We start from the raw sequence: 15,911 nt of genomic DNA, 5'->3' as shown, positions 1-15,911 counted from the left end.
GCCTCATCCCACACCCCCGATCTTCTGAGCGACGGCCGTCCGCCAGTTCTGGAGCGCGGCTGCTGCACCACGCGTCGACGAGGCGCGGATGCCGCCGAGCGTGACAGACAGTTCCGAGCCCTTGTCGCGCCAGCGTGCGCCCTCGGTTCGGGCGAGGTCATCGAGCGCGGCCACCGCCGCTTTCCGATGCTCGGCATGGCTGTCGCGGCGGCTGTGGTCGACCGCCGGCAGGCTGGCGAGGATGACGTCGACCACGCCGACCAGGCGGCGCAGCTCGGCAGGAATGGCGGCGCCGGCGCCGAAGGGGTGCGCGGTCATTGGCGCACCTCCGTCTCTCCGGCGCACGGGGGCACGCCCAACATGGAGAGGCACACGGACGAGTGCCCGCTTTCGCGCGCGGCGCGCATGATGGCGAAGATCAGCACGTCGACGTTGCCACGCGCCTGCATCTCTGCATGAACCAGTCGCACGCCATAGCCGGCCGAGGCCGCGACCGTGCCGGTATGGCCGGTTTCACCGGCCTTCCACTCGGCAACAGCAAGGAAGCTGAGGCCATGTGCCTCGCACTTCTGCCCGAGCGCGGCGAGCACAGGGGCGATTTCGTTGTCGTAGAACGCTTCACGCGCCATGGCGTCGTAGTGACTGGGATCGTGACCTATCGTCATGACCGCACCTCGCCGAGCGAGGCGAGCGCGGAGGCGCGGTCGAGGTAGACCCGGCCGGGGTCGACGACGATGGCGCGCGTCGCACCCTGCAGATGTACGCGAAGGCGCGAGCGGCCAGACCGCGTCTTAACCGCACCGAGAAGCGCGCCTTGCGGAGCGCGACCGAATGAAGTGGCGACGTAGACTTTCGGGAGTGCGGGGCGTTTGCTCATGACCGTGCTCCGCCCCGTCAAGCCTGGACGCCGGGAGCGTCGACCTCGAAAGGCTCGACGATGAATTCTTCGCCGGCCGAGCCGACGGTCACGCCGGGCACGGTGCGTGCCTTTTCCGGGTCCTTGAGCATCGCCTCCTTGTCGACCTCCTGCTTCGTCCGCAGGAACTTCTTGCCGAGCCCCATGCGCGTGATGGCGGCAATGACGTCCTCGACCTTGCGCAGCCCCACCTTCGGCGGCAGGTTTCGCCAGGACAGGATTCCGGTGACGAGGTTGGCGGTCTTGACCTTGCCGCCGTTGGTGAGCGCGGCCCGGTTGGCCTCCGCCCACACCTTCAGCCCCTCAGTCAGCGCAGTGACGCGCTCCTGTAGCGGCAGCACCTTGTCGGCCAGCGCCCTGTTGATATCGGCGATCTGGTCGTTGGCATCGGCGGAGAGCCGACCGATCTCACGGTTCAGCCCGCCGATATCGGCGATGGCCGTGGTCGCATCCTCTGTGCACTGCGGCACCGGCAGGTTGACGGCGAGCGTCTTAGCCTTCTTGGCCATCGGTGGCCTCCTCTTTCGGGAACTGGATGAAACCGAGCGTCAGCAGGACGCCGGCAAGATTCTGCTGTGTCTCCGCCACGCGGACGTCGTAGGCGGCCGTCTGTTCGTCATTGGCGGGGTCATAGGTCTGGTCGAATGCGAGCAGCAGGTCGGCAGCGGAATTCGCTGCGAGATTCATCGCAAGCAGCACACGGCCGAGGTTCTGCGCTTCCTCGACGCTGAGCCCGGTCTGCATCCGCCGCGAGCTGCACAGCAGCCGCGCGGTGCGCACCGCCCGCGTCACGGCCGCCGTGTCGACGGCCGCTCTTTCATCCGACATTGCGGATCTCCGATTTGTTGGGATTGAGGGGACAGGCGCGGCACGCCTGCCATTGCTTCACAGCCTCGCGGCTGGTCGGCGTGAGCGGACGCTCGCGCAGCTCGACGCACTCGGCCGAGCGAATTTCGCGGGCGAGGTGAGGGCACGCGATGTGATCGGCAAATCGCTCGACGATCTTCGCCGCGAGCCGGCGGACATCGGCCGGATAGCGGCCATTGAGCGCCTGCGAGACGGCGGTGCGAGACACGCCAAGCTGCTCGGCGACGGCGTCGCGGGTGCCGTACCGCTCCAGCGCCTCGCGCAGCAGCGCGAGGCAGCGGTCATCGAGTTGCGGATAGGTTTTCACCGGCATGGGAAGTCCTCGCCGGTGTTGAGATCGGACATCACGCCGAGCTTTTCACGGTGCATCGGCGCGATCTCGCCGGTGTCGCGCACGAGGCGGAAGACGCGGGCGCCCGATGTGCTGCCGATCCGCTCTGCACGCGCCGGCAGCACGGCGACATACCCCGATCGTTTGAGTAGATCGACGAAGCGATAGGCGCTGCGGATCGCATTGCCGTCGTCGGCCCGGCGCGCGAGCATGACGATATCGTCGACCTCGAAACGAGGTTGCAGGCGCATGGCATTCCACGCGCGCTGTCGGAAGCTGTCGCGGTTCGGCGCCCGTCGACCCGTCAAGGGGCGATAGTTGCCGCTGCGCAGCACCCTGCCCTCTTCGAGCACACTCACGCCTTGCGCCGTGAGCTGATAGGTGCCGGCCTCTTCCCGCGCGATCAACTTGCGCAGGACAAGCCGATGTACCGTCCTGTGGATGTCGGAGCGGCGGATAGGCAGGTGCGCGTCGAGATCATCGATGCTCCGCGCGCCTCGGCCGATCGCCCCGAGCACGGCGGCAAGCAGGGTTGCGGTGCCTGCCATCACACGCCCTCCGGCACGATGACGGCATGGCCGTTGGCGCGATTGGTTCCGATAACCTGGCCACGCATGGCGCCGAGCGGCAGCGGGTTGTCGGCGCCATAACCATTGCGCTTTCCGAACCGCTCGATCAGCGTGATCGACTCCTTGATCTCACGGGTGAAGCCGCCGGAGACCTGCTGCACGAAGCCGGCAAGATCGTCGGCGACCGGCACGTCCGACAGCTCGGCGATCAGCTTGACCACGTCGTCGCGACTAGCCGGCGCAAATTCGACCCGTTGCCCGACGCGCGAGGAAATCTGCGGGAAGGCGGTGAGGTTGTGGCGGATACGGCCCATGCCGACGAGGATGGTGATCAGGTCCATGCTGTCGCTGAGGTCGCGGATCGTCTCCATGATCCGCTGCGACCGGGAAAAATGGTCGGCCTCGTCGATGACGAGCGCAAAGGTGCGCTTCTGGATCGCGAAGTCGCTCTGGCGGGTGGCAAGCGCTTCCGTTGCCTGCCGGAAACGATCCTTGAAGGAATGGCGCTTGGCGACATTGAGCTGGGCGAGCAGGTCGTCGATGAACCAGCCGGCATCCCATTCGCGCTTTGCGCGCAGGAACAGCGCCTGGTTCTGCGCGGCCCAGCGGTGCAGGGCCGTGGTCTTGCCGAGCCCCGGCAGGCCGTCCACCACCATCAGGCAGCTTTCAGCAGCGCCGCGACGCTCCAGCACCTTCAAGGCGCCGTTGAACCGGCCGACATTTTCAGTTTCGACAAAGACGTTGCGCATGGTCGTTTGCGCTCCTTTCACGGTTTAGGCGGCGGTTAGGCTGCGCGCTGCGCGACGTCGCGCAGCGTGTCGAGGTCGATGCCGGCAATGCGCAGCTCGTCGCGGGCCGCAGTGGACCCGAGCAGTTCGTCGCGCACGAAGGCGATGTCGGCAGAGGTGACGGCGCCAGGATTGGCGACCAGCCAGCGCGCGTACTGCACGTCGTCGATGAAGGTCGGCCGGCCGTTCGTCGGCACGGTCACTGGCATCGCGACAATCTCCCGATCGTCCTGCGCCAGCGGATGCAGCTTTGAGAGGTGGTCGATCGGCGTCTGGCTTTCGAGCAACAGCGTCGGCCGCAGCTCCTCGCGCACGGTCTCGACATGGCCCATGAGGCGGCGCTCGCGCGAAGCGGCGCGCTTTTCCATCGCCGCCTGCTCGGCCGAGACCGGAACGTAGCGGGTCTTGTTGCCCTCGAATTGCGCGACCGCGATCAGCTTGCCGGGAACGCGCTCTCCATCGGCATTAAGCCCGATCTCACGGACCCAGATGCGGGTCGCATCCTGGAGGTCGTAAGCCACGATCACCTCGTCGCCGTGGAACGGCTCCAGTTCCAGCGCGAAGTAGGTGTTCGTGAAAATCTCGATCTCGCAGCGGGACACCTTGCGGGTGGTCCACGGCCGGAACAGGTCGTTTGCCTCCTCGGCGGAGACCGTGATCGGCTCGAAACCCCTTTCCAACCCGGCCTGCCACGCCTCGTCGGGCGTCATGTGCCGGCGCTTGCCTGTGATGGCGTCGACGGTCCATGCGAGCGTACGGTGCGGCCGGGCGTTGTAAATTTCGATGGCGCGCATGCAGGCCGAGATAAAGTCGGGCCAGCGCGGCAGCAGGCGGGAGGTGCCGGCGACGGCAATCTCGCGGCGGGTCGCGTGATGGGCCGTTTTCTTCGCTTCGCGGTCCATGTCCCGCGAGATGTAGGTGTCATAATCACGCGCGAGGTGGCTCCATTCGTGATTGAGCCGCTCGACGATGCCTTTCGCCTGCGAGTTGTAGGGCAGTGCCCGCATTGGTGTGATGCCGAGCCGACCGAGCAGGCCGGTTAGCGAGGCATCCATCGTGTCGTTGACATAGCCGGAGCCACGATCGGTGTAGAAAATCGCCGGGATGCCCGAGCCCATGCACGCAACGCGGAGCGCATCGGTCACCGCAACGGCGGACTCGTCCAATGCTGCCGAAAACCCGACAATGCGGCGGGTGTGCGCGTCAATGATCGTGGTCAGCTCGGGCCGGAACGGCCGGCCATGGAACGGGTGCGCGATCTCCGCGTCGAAGGTCTTGCCGTCAGCAACATAGACTGATGTCGGCAGCAGGTCGGAAGCGTCGCGCGCGGTGTACGCTTGCCGCGCTTTGAGTGCCTGCGCGCCTTCCCGGCCGCGCATCTTGTCGATAGCGCCGAGCTTGTCGAGCACGCGGCGGACCTGCTGATAGGAGGGCAGGTCGCGACCGGGCTCGGCTCGCTGCCACTCAGCCAACACGCGGGCGACCTTGGGCTTTGTCGGCTTGGCGTAGCGTGGAAGGAAATCCCGGAACCAGCCCGGCATATCCTGAGCGGTCTTTGTCGGAATTGGCGCAAGGGCGGGCACCCCGCCCGCCGCTTTCGCGGCGCGCCAGGCGAAGAGGATGCGTTCCTTGACGACGGCCTTGCCGCCGGAGCGGTCATTGGCGACGGCGCATGCCGCTGCGAGCGCAGGGTCGAGCCTACCGGCGGCGCTGTCGGCTGCGAGCCCACGCACCGCCGCCGTCACAGACGAGCCCTCGATCAGCACGCGGCGGTCGATATCGAGCAGCAGCGCGGCCCGCGCCTCCATAACCGCGCGCTGACGAGCCGTCAGATTTGACGTCTCCACCATCGCAATCTGACGCGAGGTGTCGACCTTCGCGGCCTCAATCGCCGCCCGCGCCTCTATCTGGCTGCGGACCGAGGCCGGCAGGGTGTCGAGGTCGTACACCTTCGGACGCCCGGTGCCTGTGCCGATCCGATACGGCCAGCCATCCTCCTTGGCGCGCTGCTGCGCCACGCGCAGCGAGATGCCGAGCTGAGCGGCGATGTCGCCGATGTTGAGATCACGGCCCGACGCAATGGTCATCAGCGCGCACCCCGCCACTGGCGGCGGCCGGCACGGGCGAGGCGCTCAAGGCGCTCCATCTGCTCGCGCGCCATCGCCTCCTGGATAGCGCCGACATAGCGGCTTTCGATGCTGACCCGGTCGAGCGGGTCCAGCGCGAGCTGGAGCGGACGATGGTCGCCGGTGACCGCGCACAGCGCGACGAGGCGGGCGAACGAAATGGTGTGTTCGTCCTTGGCCTGAGAGGCATAGTTGTCGAGCATGGCCTTGGAGACAGCCTCGCCGCCGAGATACGTGCTCATTTCATCAGCGATCTCTTCGCGGCTGCGTTGCTGACCCTCCAGTACCTCGGCGACCGCCAGCGCGATGCGCTCGCGAAGGGTACGGGCGCGCAGAACGCGCTCGTCCGGCCGGTCGGTGACCGGCGGCGGCGTCCAGTCGGCAAACAGGTCGAGGGTGCGGGTGTCGCGGCGCCGGTTCATTCCTCGCCTCCGAACAGTTCGGGGCACCGCTGGCGGATCAGCATCTCGTTGCGCTGGAGCCATTCGAGCGTCCGCTGCGCGGCCGTGAGGCGGCGCACGCGGAAATCGGCGAGCGACACGCCGAGCTGCCGGCGCGCAATCTTGCTGCTGTACTCGACCCGCCGCTCTTCGAGCGTGGTGCCGACTTCCTCGATCTGCTGTGCCAGGGCGACGCGCATGTCACGCCTTCCCCCCGAAATCCGGCAGTGGCATCGCGCGCCAGAGCGCCGCGCCCGGATGGCGCTTGAGAGCTGGCGATGTGTTGAGCCAGAGCGCGAGCCCGGACGCGACATCAGCGTCGCCGAGCACGAGCACGTTGTGGCGCGTGACGGCCTCCCCGATCAGCAGGGTGGCGCTGTCAGCCGGGCCGGGATCGATGGTCACGGACCCGCTCCAGTAGATGCAGCCGGAGCGGTGATCGGGCTCAAGGCGACCGACGACGTACATCATGCTCACCACCCGATTCCGTGGCGGCAAAGGTCGGCGAGGACGGTCGCCGAGCCGATCACCAGCGCGGCGACGACCAGCGCTTGAGAGATCGCGTCACCCACCGGGGTACGGCGGCGGCAGTGGCGGCGTGTGCGGAGGCCCGGAGTGAGTGTCATGTCAGGCGACCTCGCGCTTTTGGACATGGCGGATGGGATGGGAGTCGCTATGCTTTGCTTTGTGCAGCGATGATCGCTCGTGCGGGATTCGGAGCCCCTTTGAGGTCCAATGCTCGGCGAAAAGCTCTTGAGCATTGACGCCCAGCAGGTCGGCTAGAGCCCGCTCGATCGGGATCGAGGGCCGCCCTGCGGCAGCCTGCTGAATGGCCTGTGGAGAAACACCGAGGGATCGGGACACCGCCAGCCAGGAAAGCCCGCGCAGTCGCAGTTGCATGCGAATCCACTCCCGCCGTTCGGCGGGTTTTTTTGGAATGTCTGACGTTGCGGTTACGATTGTCATGGGAAGCAAAGTAGATACCCAAACGGGTATGTCAAACCCAATTGGGTGCTTCGCGAAGCGGCGGCAGCACCGCTTTATCTCCAATTGGTCTAATTATTTGATATCCATACGGAAATTTTCTTTGCGAACCCCTTGCGCTTGCAGTGGATATTTTTTCGCAAAAGGCATCCATTTCCGCGAAGAGGTGCGGCAGTGACGATTGGCAAGCGAATCAGGACATGGCGAGAGACGAACGGCTGGACCATTCCCGATCTCGCTGACCGGATAGAGGGCGTATCTGCCCAATCTGTCGGGCGCTATGAACGTGGGGAGCGCCTTCCGGATTCCGCCTTCCTAGAGGCCCTAGTCCGTTTGGGCTGTGATCCCGTCGTGCTCCTCCTGGGTTCGCAGGCGGCACAATCACAAGTCCAGACCCATTCTCCTGGCGTTGCGCCGGATGCGGTTGAAGTTGAATGCTTGGCGTTCAGCGCTTCAGCAGGTTATGGCGCATTGGCCATCAACGAAACGGGCAAGAAAGCAACGGTGAGGCGTGACGTACTTGAACGCCTGAATTTACGGCCGGAGTTTGCTCGACTCGTGAAGGCGAATGGCGACTCGATGCTGCCGACAATTCATCACGACGATCCGTTGATTATCGACGTTTCGAAAACGGCCAGGTCAAGCCCGATAGACAACAAGGTGTATGTTTTCACCATCGGAGACGAGGCATATCTCAAGCGCTTGCGGCGTGAGCCCGGCCGGCTTGTCATGATCAGCGACAATCGCGAGAACTTTCCTGAGCGTGTCGTGCCAGCGGAAGAGCCGTTCAGGATCGTGGGACGCGTGATGTGGGGAGAGCGAGAACTGTGAAGCTTCTTATTGTTATCTCTGCCATTTTGGCAACTACGGCCTTGCCCGTCGCAGCGCAGGATTATCAACCTCAGCCGTGGCAAGGGAAGGCTGCCCAGCAACTTCCGACGACATTCGGAAAGATCAAGAAAGCCCACTGGTCGCAGTCCATCAGCCTCTGGCTGGCCGTTGATCGTGACAAGACCGACTGGACAGCCGCCACGCCGATGATCTGCAATGCACTCGCCGCAGCCGGCAAGCCGCATGACGCCTTCGTCGCCATTTCCTACCTCGACTGGCGCACATTTCCCGCGATGGACGTAATCGCCAAGGCGTATTGCGAGCCGAAGCCGCCGGCGCCGCCGGAATCGACCGCCCCGGCTGAAAGCCTCGGCGTGATGGGCGCAGACGGCATCATTCGCCCCGAATAGCCCGCCAGCGTTCAATTCGAGCCGTTTCAGCGGCGGTTTCGGTCAAAAATGGTCGGAGCCGCCATCTTTTTTGATCAACACTGCAAAAGATTGCGACGATTTCGACCGCGAATGGCGCCACCGCTGCAAAAGGTGACTGCTGGCCAACCTCCCCACAACGCGTTGAACGGTCGCCATTTTCTCCCGTCCAGCCACCATTGCCCCACTGCAGAATGAACAGGCCCCCTATAGCGGGCGGCGGCGGTTATCGCTACCGGACCAGCGCCGTTCCGGGCGGCTGGAACAGTGCGACCAAGATCGAGGGCGAGGTGCTCGCGGGCTGGCAATTCCTGCGCGGGCCGCACGCGCTCGCACTTTATGGCGGTGTCAACGTCACCGAGAACCGGCTCGACCAGCCCGACCCGTACAACCGGGATCAGGGCACGCAGTTCGGTATCAAGGGTGTCGCGGAGTGGTTCTACCGGATCGACGACAACTGGATAGGGACGACATCGCTGGGCGGCTCGACGGCGGACGGAACCGCCGTGGCTCGGGCCAGCCTCAGTCGGCGCGTGGATGCGCGCTTTTCGCTGGGGGCCGAGGCACAGGCGTCGACCGACTGGCTGGAACAGAATGCCGGTGCCGGCCTGTTCCTGGACGTGCCATTCGCGGATCGGCAATGGCGCGTGGCCGGCGGCTGGCGCTGGAGCAGCGACAGCGACAACGGCCCCTACGGCACGCTCTCCTATTACGCGCCGTTCTGATGCGCCCGGACGCCGTCAGGCGTCTTCGGCCTCCATGCCATCGAGCGCGGCCGACGCATCGACATCGGCCCGCGCGGCGATGGTGTGGATCTGCAGCGCCTCCAGTTCCTCGCGCGTGTCGATATCGGTGAAGGCGCCCTCATCCTCGACCGCGACCTCGATCACCGCGTCCGGATTCTCGGCGATGATCTGGCGCGCGCCGATATCGCCGGACAGCGCCAGAATGGCGGGGAACAGGCGACGTGACAGGGCGACCGGATTGCCGCGCTTGCCCTCGCGCACCGGCACCGCGACCAGCAGGCCAGCCTCGGGGTCGAGCGCGGCGGCCAGCTTTTCGATCAGCTCCGCGCCGACTTTCGGCATGTCGCCAAGCATCACCACCACCGAGGCGACATCTTCCGGCAGCGCGGCGATTCCGGCCTTCAGCGAGGTCGAGAGTCCGTCGGCGAAGGTGGGGTTATGGACGACAATGACGTCCAGTCCTTCCAGTGCCGCCGTCACCGGCTCCGCCTCATGGCCGGTGACCACCACGACCGGTCCGGTCCTGGCAGCCAAAGCCGAGCAGGCCGCACGGCGCACCAGTGGCTCGCCGTCGAGCAGCGCCGACATCTTGTTGACGCCGTTCATCCGCGTGCCGCGCCCGGCGGCCAGCAGCACCACGCCGGTGCTGCCGGAACCCGCCATCTCTTCCTCGCGCGGCTGGGGACGTGTCGGAATTTCCATGAGCAATCCTCCTACACCCATGGACATGATATCAGATCGCGAAACATCCAGTCCCGCCAGCAGACGTCTGAGTACCCAGTCGAAGCCGTTTTCCTTCGGGCTGCGCGCGCAGCCCGGCGCCCCCAGCACCCGAACGGAGCCGACACGGCCAAGCAGCAGCAGATTGCCGGGGTCGACCGGCATGCCGAAATGCTCGATCATGCCGCCGGCCGCTTCGATGCCGGCAGGAATCACGTCGCGCCGGTCGGCGATCGCCGAGGCGCCGAACACCAGCACCAGTTCCGCGCCCTGCCCGATCGCCGCGCGCACCGCCTGCGCGACGGCCGCCGGCGCATGTGGCACGCGCTGCTCGCCGATCAGCGACGCACCGGTCGGCGCAAGTCGCGCCGCCGTGGTCCTCGCCGTCTTGGCCAGCACCTTCTCGCCGAGGCCCGGCAGAAGCGTCGAGACCAGCGCGACCTTGCGCAACCGATAGGGGGCAATCCGTACCAGCGGCCCGGCGAGCGCGGCGATGCGCTCCAGCACGTTGCCGGGTACGGCGAAGGGGATGATCTTCACCGTAGCGATCATCTCGCCGGCGCGCACCGCACGGAAGGCCGGCAGGGTGGCGAGCGTCACCGCCTCGTCCACCATGTTCAGCGCGTCGATACCCGCGCGATCGACCGTCAGCAGGCCGGACACGGCCGCCCTGATGTTGACGCGGCCGGTGAAAGCCGCATCCGCCACAGCATGGGGACCGAGCACGGAGGCCGCGACCCGTGAGGCCGCCTCGTCCTCCCACACATCGCCAGGCTCGGCGCGCACGGCAATGATCTCGCCATGGCCCGCTGCGCGCAGCCGCTCGATCAGCCCGGCATCGAGCCGTGTGCCCTTTCGCACCATGAGGTCGGGAAGGCTCAGCGCATGGACGGTCACCGCGCCTTCGGCATCATCCAGTGCCACGGGGCCGAACTTCATGCCGCGCGTTCCCGCGCCGCGGGGCGCTGGCGCAGCGTGCCGACCACCTGTGCGAGGATCGACACCGCGATCTCCGCCGGCGTCGCCGCCCCGATATCGAGGCCGATCGGAGCATGGATGCGCGCCAGCGTCTCGCCCGCCAGCCCGCGCGCGGCGAGCCGCTCCAGCCGCGCGGCATGGGTCTTCCGCGACCCCAGCGCGCCGACATAGAAGCAGCCCCGCCGCAGCGCTTCCTCCAAGGCGGGATCGTCGATCTTCGGATCGTGGGTCAGCGCGGCGAAGGCGGTGAAGGCGTCGAGCGCGAGGCCTGGAAGCGCCTCGTCCGGCCATTGCGCGCGGAGGTCGACGGCGGGAAAGCGCTCGGGCGTGGCGAAAGCGCTGCGGGGATCAATGATCACCACATCGAGCCCGGTCAGTGCCGCCATCGGCGCCAGCGCCTGCGAGATATGAACCGCTCCGGTAATGACGAGGCGCGGCGCCGGCAGTTGCACCGAGAGGAACAGGCGCTCGCCGCCCTGCTCCACCATTGCGCTGCGCCCGGTCCGCAAGGCCTCGGCCATCGGGTCCGCGAGCGGATCGGCGGGGGCCTGCTCAGGCGTCACCAGCCGCTGTCGGCCGCTCGCAAGCTCGGTCACCAGCAGCACGGCACGGCGCGAGGCGCGTTCGGCATTCAGGGCTTCCAGCACGGCGAGGTCCATCAGCCGACCTTCTCGACATAGACCGAAATGCGCCCGCCGCAGGACAGGCCGACCCGCCAGGCGGTCTCGTCCGCCACGCCGAAGGAGACGAGGCGCGGCTGACCGTCGGCGATCACTTCGGTCGCTTCCGCCACTACGGCGCCCTCGACGCAGCCGCCGGATACGGAGCCGAGAAAGTCGCCCCGATCGTCGATGACGAGATGGCTGCCGACCGGCCGGGGCGCCGAGCCCCAGGTCTCGACCACGGTAGCGAGCGCGACTCCCCGCCCCTCCCGGCTCCAGCGCGCGGCCGCTTCCAGCACATCATCTTCACGCACGTTCATCATCGTCTCTCCGAACCGTGCTTCCAGCATAGCCCAGCCATGCGCGACATGCCTTGCCCAGATGCCCGGAACCGATCACAAGAGCGCGCATGAGCCAAGCCCGTCCTTCACAAGCCCGCGCGACCAGCGCCCGCCCGTCGAGCAACCCTGCCCTTTTGCCCCGCACCCTGCGCGGCGTGCCGGAGCTCGCCGAGGCCGGATTGGTGGCGCGCGACCCGGCGCTGGAGGCGGTGGCCGCGCGCTATGCGGTTGCGGTGACGCCGACACTTGCCGGTTTGATGGCGCCGGGCGAGGCGGGCGATCCGATCGCCGCGCAGTTCCTGCCGGATGCGCGCGAACTGGAGACAAGGCCGGACGAGCTTGCCGACCCGATCGGCGACGAGGCGCACAGCCCGGTGCCGGGGATCGTGCACCGTTATCCCGACCGGGTGCTGCTGAAGCTGGTCGGCGTCTGCGCGGTTTATTGCCGGTTCTGCTTCCGCCGCGAGATGGTGGGGCCGGGCGCGGAATCCAACCTTTCCGATGCGGCGTTGGACGCGGCGCTCGCCTATGTTTCCGCGCACCCTGAAATCTGGGAGGTCGTCGTCACCGGCGGCGATCCGCTGGTGGCGTCGCCGCGCCGGTTGGCCGAGCTGATGGCGCGGCTGTCCGCCATCGACCATGTGAAGATCGTGCGTTTCCACACCCGCGTCCCGGTCGCCGCGCCGGAGCGGGTGACGGCGGCGCTGGTGACGGCCCTGCGCGTGCCGAACCTCACAACGTATATTGCGGTTCACGCCAACCATGCTCGCGAGCTTGGGCCAGAGGCCCGGGCGGCGCTGGCGCGGCTGGCGGATGCCGGCATCGCGCTGGTGAGCCAGAGCGTGCTGCTGCGCGGCGTCAATGACGAGGCCGAGGTGCTGGCCGCCCTGTTCCGCGCTTTGGTCGAGTGCCGGGTGAAACCTTATTACCTCCACCACCCCGACCTCGCCCCCGGCACCGCGCATTTCCGGCTCACCATAGAGCGTGGACAGGAACTGATGGCGTCGCTGCGCGGGCGGCTTTCCGGCCTCGCTTTGCCGACCTATGTGCTCGACATTCCCGGCGGCTACGGCAAGGTCCCGGTCGGCCCCTCCTATCTGGACGCGACGCCGGAGGGCTGGCGGGTCACCGATTATTGCGGCGGCGTGCATGATTACGACGCCGGAGTGCCGGTGTGATGCCCGAGGCTCGAACGGTCGATGTTGTCGTGCTGGGCGCCGGCGCGGCGGGCCTGATGTGCGCCATCGAGGCGGGAAAGCGCGGGCGCTCGGTGCGGGTGATCGACCATGCCCGCGCGCCGGGCGAGAAGATCCGCATTTCCGGCGGCGGGCGCTGCAATTTCACCAATCTCGATGCCAATCCGCGCGCCTATCTCTCCACCAATCCGCGTTTCTGCATCTCCGCGCTCAAGCGCTACACCCAGCAGGATTTCATCGCGCTCGTCGAACGCCACGCCATCGCCTGGCACGAGAAGACGCTCGGGCAGTTGTTCTGCGACGGCTCGGCGCGGCAGATCGTCGACATGCTGCTACGCGAACTGAGGGATGCCGGCGGCCAGTTGGCCCTGTCGACCTCGATCGAGGAGGTCACGCGCACCGCCGACGGTTTCCATCTGCGCACCAGCGCCGGCCCCCTCGCCTGCCGCGCGCTGGTGGTGGCGACCGGGGGCAAGTCGATCCCGAAAATGGGAGCCACCGGGCTCGGCTATGACATCGCCGAGCGTTTTGGCCTGAAGATCGTGCGGACGCGTCCCGGCCTCGTGCCGCTGACGCTGGAGCCGGGCCTGCTGGAGCGGCTGGCCCCGCTCGCCGGCGTGGCCGTGGAGGCGAGCGTTCGCCATGGCAAGACGCACTTCGACGAGGGGCTCCTGTTCACCCATCGCGGCCTCTCCGGCCCGGCGATCCTCCAGATTTCCTCCTACTGGCGCGAGGGCGACGACATCGAGATCGCGCTGGCGCCCGGCATCGACGTGTTCGCGCAGCTACGTGAAGCGCGCGCCTCAAATGGCCGGCAGGCGCCGGTCTCCGCGCTTTCCGCCCTGCTGCCGCGCCGGCTGGCGCAGCTCGTCGCCGACAGAGAGGCGGGAGGCCGAAACCTCGCCGACCTGTCCGATCGCCATCTCCGGCAAATCGATTCGGCGGTGAATGGCTGGCGGCTGAAGCCGACGGCATCGGAGGGCTACCGCACCGCCGAGGTGACGCTGGGCGGGATCGACACCACGGCTCTCGACCAGCGCACCATGCAGGCGAAGGACGTGCCGGGCCTCTTCTTCATCGGTGAGGTGGTGGACGTTACCGGCTGGCTTGGAGGTTACAATTTCCAATGGGCCTGGTCGTCGGGCTGGTGCGCGGGACAGGCGGTCTAGTCGCGCCTCACAGCACCCGGTAGGTGCGGTCCAGATAAGCGAGACCCGGCCCCGCCGGTCCCAGCGTCACCGCCTCGACATGGCCGACCAGCACGTTATGGGTCGCGATGGTGCGCACCTCGGCCAGCCGGCACTCGAACACGGCGAGCGCACCGATGAGGCACGGCAAGCCGTGCGTTCCCTCATGCCATTGCCCGACGGAGAAACGCTGCTCGCCGCTCATTCCGAGCCGGCCGCCGAAGCTGTCGGCCACCGCCTGCTGCTCGCCGCTCAGCATATTGACGGCGAACAGGCCGGACTGCCGAAAGGCGGGCGCGGCGTTGATCGAGCGGTTGAGGCACACCAGCAGGGTCGGCGGGGAATCGGAGACGGAGACGACGGCGGTCGCGGTGAAGCCGGCGCGCCCGGCCTCGCCTCGTGTGGTAACCACATGGACGGCCGCGACGAGGCGGCTCATCGCCTCGCGGTAAAGTGCGGGCTCGGCCTTGTGCCGGGTAATGTCGTCCAAAGGGACCTCCGTGACGCCCCGACGACGGTCGGAAAGCATCCTGTGCATAACTCCGAAGCGGGGTGATTGGAAACCGCTTAACGGCTCGAACCTTGGACGTAACACACCCGGACACCTGACCGCGAAAAACACAGGCGATCCTTGGCATCCGGCAGGTGCAACCCGCCGGGCAAGCAACCCGCACCTCAAAAATTGAGGTGTTTCGCTTTACTAGGATACCGAAACATCATTTCTTTCGATCGATTGCATTTCGCCTTTCGATCGAATTGTATCCTTTCAAGGCCCGCGCTAAGAGTAAACGGCGCTCATATGAGCATGACCACAATCTGGGCACAGGCTGCGGGCGCCGACAGATGCGCCGGGCGGCCGAGGGGAGCCAGTTCGTAATGGACGTCTTTGTTCAGCAACTCATCAACGGGCTGACGCTCGGATCGATCTACGGTCTGATCGCGATCGGTTACACCATGGTATTCGGCATCATCGGCATGGTGAACTTCGCCCATGGCGATGTCTTCATGGTGTCGGCGTTCATTTCGCTGATCTGCTTCCTGCTGCTCACCACGGTGTTGGGGATCACCTCAATCTTCCTGGCGCTGGCCATCGTTCTGGTGGTCGCGATGTTCTTCACGTCGCTGACAAGCTGGGCGATCGAGCGTGTCGCCTATCGGCCGCTGCGCGGCTCGTTCCGCCTCGCGCCGATGATCTCGGCCATCGGCATGTCGATCTTCCTGTCGAATTTCGTCCAGGTCGCGCAGGGCCCGCGTAACAAGCCGGTGCCCCCGATGATCACCGACGTGATCGTGCTGATGGACAATGGCAGCTATCAGGTCACGCTGGCGTGGAAGCAGGTCATCATCATGGCGGTGACCGCCGTGTTGCTTACCGGCTTCTGGTATCTCGTGCAGAAGACCTCGCTCGGCCGGGCGCAGCGCGCCTGCGAGCAGGACCGCAAGATGGCCGCCCTGCTCGGCATCAATGTCGACCACACCATCTCGCTGACCTTCGTCATCGGCGCCGCCCTCGCCGCCGTCGCCGGCACCATGTACCTGATGTATTATGGTGTCGCCCATTTCGCGGACGGCTTCGTTCCCGGCGTGAAGGCGTTCACCGCGGCGGTGCTGGGCGGCATCGGCTCGCTGCCCGGCGCGGTGCTTGGCGGGCTGCTGATCGGCCTCATCGAAGTGTTCTGGTCGGCCTATTTCTCGATCGAATACAAGGACGTCGCGGCGTTCTCCATTCTCGCCATCACCCTTATCTTCATGCCGCAGGGCCTGCTGGGCCGGCCTGAAGTCGAGAAGGTGTAAGGTTCCC

24 protein-coding genes are annotated in these 15,911 nt (G+C 66.6%); 6 read left to right on the top strand and 18 right to left on the bottom strand.

Translation table 11 applies throughout. From position 1 onward, the window contains the following. Positions 1–3 precede the first annotated feature (3 nt). From MKI84_RS08420 to MKI84_RS08355, 14 genes are read right to left on the bottom strand one after another with little or no spacing between them, the layout of a single operon-like run. Entirely contained in the window at positions 4–318 is a 315-nt protein-coding gene (locus MKI84_RS08420) for a hypothetical protein (protein ID WP_241618488.1), read from the bottom strand. Continuing rightward, positions 315–665, bottom strand: coding sequence for a hypothetical protein (locus tag MKI84_RS08415; protein WP_241618486.1), 351 nt, complete (start codon positions 663–665; stop codon positions 315–317). The genes MKI84_RS08420 and MKI84_RS08415 overlap by 4 nt, the downstream gene beginning before the upstream one ends. Then, positions 662–877 carry a hypothetical protein gene (locus MKI84_RS08410; RefSeq protein WP_241618484.1) on the bottom strand — a complete coding sequence of 72 codons (216 nt, stop codon included), beginning with the start codon at positions 875–877 and terminating at the stop codon, positions 662–664. Before MKI84_RS08410 ends, MKI84_RS08415 begins: the two co-directional genes overlap by 4 nt. Positions 878–894: 17 nt before the next feature. Further along, positions 895–1,425 carry a host-nuclease inhibitor Gam family protein gene (locus tag MKI84_RS08405; protein WP_241618482.1) on the bottom strand — a complete coding sequence of 177 codons (531 nt, stop codon included), beginning with the start codon at positions 1,423–1,425 and terminating at the stop codon, positions 895–897. Continuing rightward, positions 1,409–1,744 (bottom strand): hypothetical protein, encoded by a 336-nt coding sequence (locus MKI84_RS08400; protein ID WP_241618481.1) that lies wholly within the window; start codon positions 1,742–1,744, stop codon positions 1,409–1,411. The genes MKI84_RS08405 and MKI84_RS08400 overlap by 17 nt, the downstream gene beginning before the upstream one ends. Beyond that, positions 1,734–2,096 (bottom strand): helix-turn-helix domain-containing protein, encoded by a 363-nt coding sequence (locus tag MKI84_RS08395; RefSeq protein WP_241618479.1) that lies wholly within the window; start codon positions 2,094–2,096, stop codon positions 1,734–1,736. Before MKI84_RS08395 ends, MKI84_RS08400 begins: the two co-directional genes overlap by 11 nt. Then, positions 2,087–2,662 carry a hypothetical protein gene (locus MKI84_RS08390; RefSeq protein ID WP_241618478.1) on the bottom strand — a complete coding sequence of 192 codons (576 nt, stop codon included), beginning with the start codon at positions 2,660–2,662 and terminating at the stop codon, positions 2,087–2,089. Before MKI84_RS08390 ends, MKI84_RS08395 begins: the two co-directional genes overlap by 10 nt. Beyond that, positions 2,662–3,432 (bottom strand): AAA family ATPase, encoded by a 771-nt coding sequence (locus MKI84_RS08385; RefSeq protein WP_241618476.1) that lies wholly within the window; start codon positions 3,430–3,432, stop codon positions 2,662–2,664. The genes MKI84_RS08390 and MKI84_RS08385 overlap by 1 nt, the downstream gene beginning before the upstream one ends. Positions 3,433–3,467: 35 nt before the next feature. Further along, entirely contained in the window at positions 3,468–5,558 is a 2,091-nt protein-coding gene (locus MKI84_RS08380; protein ID WP_241618473.1) for a Mu transposase C-terminal domain-containing protein, read from the bottom strand. Next, a complete protein-coding gene (locus MKI84_RS08375; RefSeq protein ID WP_241618471.1) occupies positions 5,558–6,019 on the bottom strand; it encodes a hypothetical protein in 462 nt (153 codons plus the stop codon). The genes MKI84_RS08380 and MKI84_RS08375 overlap by 1 nt, the downstream gene beginning before the upstream one ends. Continuing rightward, positions 6,016–6,237 carry a hypothetical protein gene (locus MKI84_RS08370; RefSeq protein WP_241618469.1) on the bottom strand — a complete coding sequence of 74 codons (222 nt, stop codon included), beginning with the start codon at positions 6,235–6,237 and terminating at the stop codon, positions 6,016–6,018. The genes MKI84_RS08375 and MKI84_RS08370 overlap by 4 nt, the downstream gene beginning before the upstream one ends. A gap of 1 nt (position 6,238) precedes the next feature. Further along, on the bottom strand, positions 6,239–6,508 hold the full coding sequence (locus MKI84_RS08365) for a hypothetical protein (RefSeq protein ID WP_241618467.1): 270 nt from the start codon (positions 6,506–6,508) through the stop codon (positions 6,239–6,241). A gap of 2 nt (positions 6,509–6,510) precedes the next feature. Further along, on the bottom strand, positions 6,511–6,663 hold the full coding sequence (locus tag MKI84_RS08360) for a hypothetical protein (protein ID WP_241618466.1): 153 nt from the start codon (positions 6,661–6,663) through the stop codon (positions 6,511–6,513). A 1-nt stretch (position 6,664) separates the two neighbouring features. Further along, on the bottom strand, positions 6,665–6,937 hold the full coding sequence (locus MKI84_RS08355) for a helix-turn-helix domain-containing protein (RefSeq protein WP_241618464.1): 273 nt from the start codon (positions 6,935–6,937) through the stop codon (positions 6,665–6,667). Positions 6,938–7,195: 258 nt separating this feature from the next. Between MKI84_RS08355 and MKI84_RS08350 the strand changes: the two genes are divergently transcribed. From MKI84_RS08350 to bcsS, 3 genes are all read left to right on the top strand, one after another. Beyond that, positions 7,196–7,852: an XRE family transcriptional regulator gene (locus MKI84_RS08350; protein WP_241618462.1), complete on the top strand. Its 657-nt coding sequence runs from the start codon at positions 7,196–7,198 to the stop codon at positions 7,850–7,852. After that, positions 7,849–8,262, top strand: coding sequence for a hypothetical protein (locus MKI84_RS08345; protein WP_241618460.1), 414 nt, complete (start codon positions 7,849–7,851; stop codon positions 8,260–8,262). The genes MKI84_RS08350 and MKI84_RS08345 overlap by 4 nt, the downstream gene beginning before the upstream one ends. 212 nt (positions 8,263–8,474) lie before the next feature. Then, positions 8,475–9,005 carry a cellulose biosynthesis protein BcsS gene (gene bcsS, locus MKI84_RS08340; RefSeq protein WP_241618458.1) on the top strand — a complete coding sequence of 177 codons (531 nt, stop codon included), beginning with the start codon at positions 8,475–8,477 and terminating at the stop codon, positions 9,003–9,005. Between the two features lie 15 nt (positions 9,006–9,020). On the opposite strand, the gene MKI84_RS08335 is transcribed toward bcsS, so the two are convergent. Genes MKI84_RS08335 through MKI84_RS08325 form a run of 3 tightly spaced genes read right to left on the bottom strand, consistent with a single transcriptional unit; the run spans position 9,021 to position 11,709 of the window. Next, complete coding sequence (locus MKI84_RS08335; RefSeq protein ID WP_241618456.1) at positions 9,021–10,685, bottom strand: NTP transferase domain-containing protein; 1,665 nt, start codon at positions 10,683–10,685, stop codon at positions 9,021–9,023. After that, positions 10,682–11,383, bottom strand: coding sequence for an XdhC family protein (locus MKI84_RS08330; RefSeq protein ID WP_241618455.1), 702 nt, complete (start codon positions 11,381–11,383; stop codon positions 10,682–10,684). The genes MKI84_RS08335 and MKI84_RS08330 overlap by 4 nt, the downstream gene beginning before the upstream one ends. Further along, a complete protein-coding gene (locus MKI84_RS08325) occupies positions 11,383–11,709 on the bottom strand; it encodes an XdhC family protein (protein WP_241618453.1) in 327 nt (108 codons plus the stop codon). Before MKI84_RS08325 ends, MKI84_RS08330 begins: the two co-directional genes overlap by 1 nt. Positions 11,710–11,795: 86 nt before the next feature. Here MKI84_RS08325 and MKI84_RS08320 point away from each other — a divergent pair, with 86 nt between their 5' ends. Continuing rightward, positions 11,796–12,905, top strand: a complete 1,110-nt coding sequence (locus MKI84_RS08320; RefSeq protein ID WP_241618450.1) for a lysine-2,3-aminomutase-like protein — start codon at positions 11,796–11,798, stop codon at positions 12,903–12,905. Further along, positions 12,905–14,092, top strand: a complete 1,188-nt coding sequence (locus MKI84_RS08315; RefSeq protein ID WP_241618448.1) for a BaiN/RdsA family NAD(P)/FAD-dependent oxidoreductase — start codon at positions 12,905–12,907, stop codon at positions 14,090–14,092. Before MKI84_RS08320 ends, MKI84_RS08315 begins: the two co-directional genes overlap by 1 nt. 7 nt (positions 14,093–14,099) lie before the next feature. On the opposite strand, the gene MKI84_RS08310 is transcribed toward MKI84_RS08315, so the two are convergent. Next, positions 14,100–14,600, bottom strand: a complete 501-nt coding sequence (locus MKI84_RS08310; protein ID WP_241618446.1) for a flavin reductase — start codon at positions 14,598–14,600, stop codon at positions 14,100–14,102. 386 nt (positions 14,601–14,986) lie between these two features. On the opposite strand from MKI84_RS08310, the gene MKI84_RS08305 reads away from it, so the two are divergent. Beyond that, positions 14,987–15,904: a branched-chain amino acid ABC transporter permease gene (locus MKI84_RS08305; RefSeq protein ID WP_241618444.1), complete on the top strand. Its 918-nt coding sequence runs from the start codon at positions 14,987–14,989 to the stop codon at positions 15,902–15,904. The last annotated feature ends 7 nt before the right edge of the window (positions 15,905–15,911 follow it).

This window comes from Ancylobacter gelatini (assembly GCF_022601675.1).
Classification (GTDB): Bacteria; Pseudomonadota; Alphaproteobacteria; order Rhizobiales; family Xanthobacteraceae; genus Ancylobacter; species Ancylobacter gelatini.
This window is presented reverse-complemented; position numbering and strand designations above follow the sequence as displayed.

Bases quoted from the DNA above. Each gene is read 5' to 3' on its own strand.
- MKI84_RS08365 (WP_241618467.1), bottom strand. From the start codon at position 6,508: ATGATGTACGTCGTCGGTCGCCTTGAGCCCGATCACCGCTCCGGCTGC.
- MKI84_RS08405 (WP_241618482.1), bottom strand. From the start codon at position 1,425: ATGGCCAAGAAGGCTAAGACGCTCGCCGTCAACCTGCCGGTGCCGCAG.
- MKI84_RS08395 (WP_241618479.1), bottom strand. From the start codon at position 2,096: ATGCCGGTGAAAACCTATCCGCAACTCGATGACCGCTGCCTCGCGCTG.
- MKI84_RS08420 (WP_241618488.1), bottom strand. From the start codon at position 318: ATGACCGCGCACCCCTTCGGCGCCGGCGCCGCCATTCCTGCCGAGCTG.
- MKI84_RS08400 (WP_241618481.1), bottom strand. From the start codon at position 1,744: ATGTCGGATGAAAGAGCGGCCGTCGACACGGCGGCCGTGACGCGGGCG.
- MKI84_RS08305 (WP_241618444.1), top strand. From the start codon at position 14,987: ATGGACGTCTTTGTTCAGCAACTCATCAACGGGCTGACGCTCGGATCG.
- MKI84_RS08390 (WP_241618478.1), bottom strand. From the start codon at position 2,662: ATGGCAGGCACCGCAACCCTGCTTGCCGCCGTGCTCGGGGCGATCGGC.
- MKI84_RS08360 (WP_241618466.1), bottom strand. From the start codon at position 6,663: ATGACACTCACTCCGGGCCTCCGCACACGCCGCCACTGCCGCCGCCGT.
- MKI84_RS08325 (WP_241618453.1), bottom strand. From the start codon at position 11,709: ATGATGAACGTGCGTGAAGATGATGTGCTGGAAGCGGCCGCGCGCTGG.
- MKI84_RS08320 (WP_241618450.1), top strand. From the start codon at position 11,796: ATGAGCCAAGCCCGTCCTTCACAAGCCCGCGCGACCAGCGCCCGCCCG.
- MKI84_RS08315 (WP_241618448.1), top strand. From the start codon at position 12,905: ATGCCCGAGGCTCGAACGGTCGATGTTGTCGTGCTGGGCGCCGGCGCG.
- MKI84_RS08415 (WP_241618486.1), bottom strand. From the start codon at position 665: ATGACGATAGGTCACGATCCCAGTCACTACGACGCCATGGCGCGTGAA.
- bcsS (WP_241618458.1), top strand. From the start codon at position 8,475: ATGAACAGGCCCCCTATAGCGGGCGGCGGCGGTTATCGCTACCGGACC.
- MKI84_RS08385 (WP_241618476.1), bottom strand. From the start codon at position 3,432: ATGCGCAACGTCTTTGTCGAAACTGAAAATGTCGGCCGGTTCAACGGC.
- MKI84_RS08375 (WP_241618471.1), bottom strand. From the start codon at position 6,019: ATGAACCGGCGCCGCGACACCCGCACCCTCGACCTGTTTGCCGACTGG.
- MKI84_RS08410 (WP_241618484.1), bottom strand. From the start codon at position 877: ATGAGCAAACGCCCCGCACTCCCGAAAGTCTACGTCGCCACTTCATTC.
- MKI84_RS08370 (WP_241618469.1), bottom strand. From the start codon at position 6,237: ATGCGCGTCGCCCTGGCACAGCAGATCGAGGAAGTCGGCACCACGCTC.
- MKI84_RS08380 (WP_241618473.1), bottom strand. From the start codon at position 5,558: ATGACCATTGCGTCGGGCCGTGATCTCAACATCGGCGACATCGCCGCT.
- MKI84_RS08355 (WP_241618464.1), bottom strand. From the start codon at position 6,937: ATGCAACTGCGACTGCGCGGGCTTTCCTGGCTGGCGGTGTCCCGATCC.
- MKI84_RS08335 (WP_241618456.1), bottom strand. From the start codon at position 10,685: ATGAAGTTCGGCCCCGTGGCACTGGATGATGCCGAAGGCGCGGTGACC.
- MKI84_RS08330 (WP_241618455.1), bottom strand. From the start codon at position 11,383: ATGGACCTCGCCGTGCTGGAAGCCCTGAATGCCGAACGCGCCTCGCGC.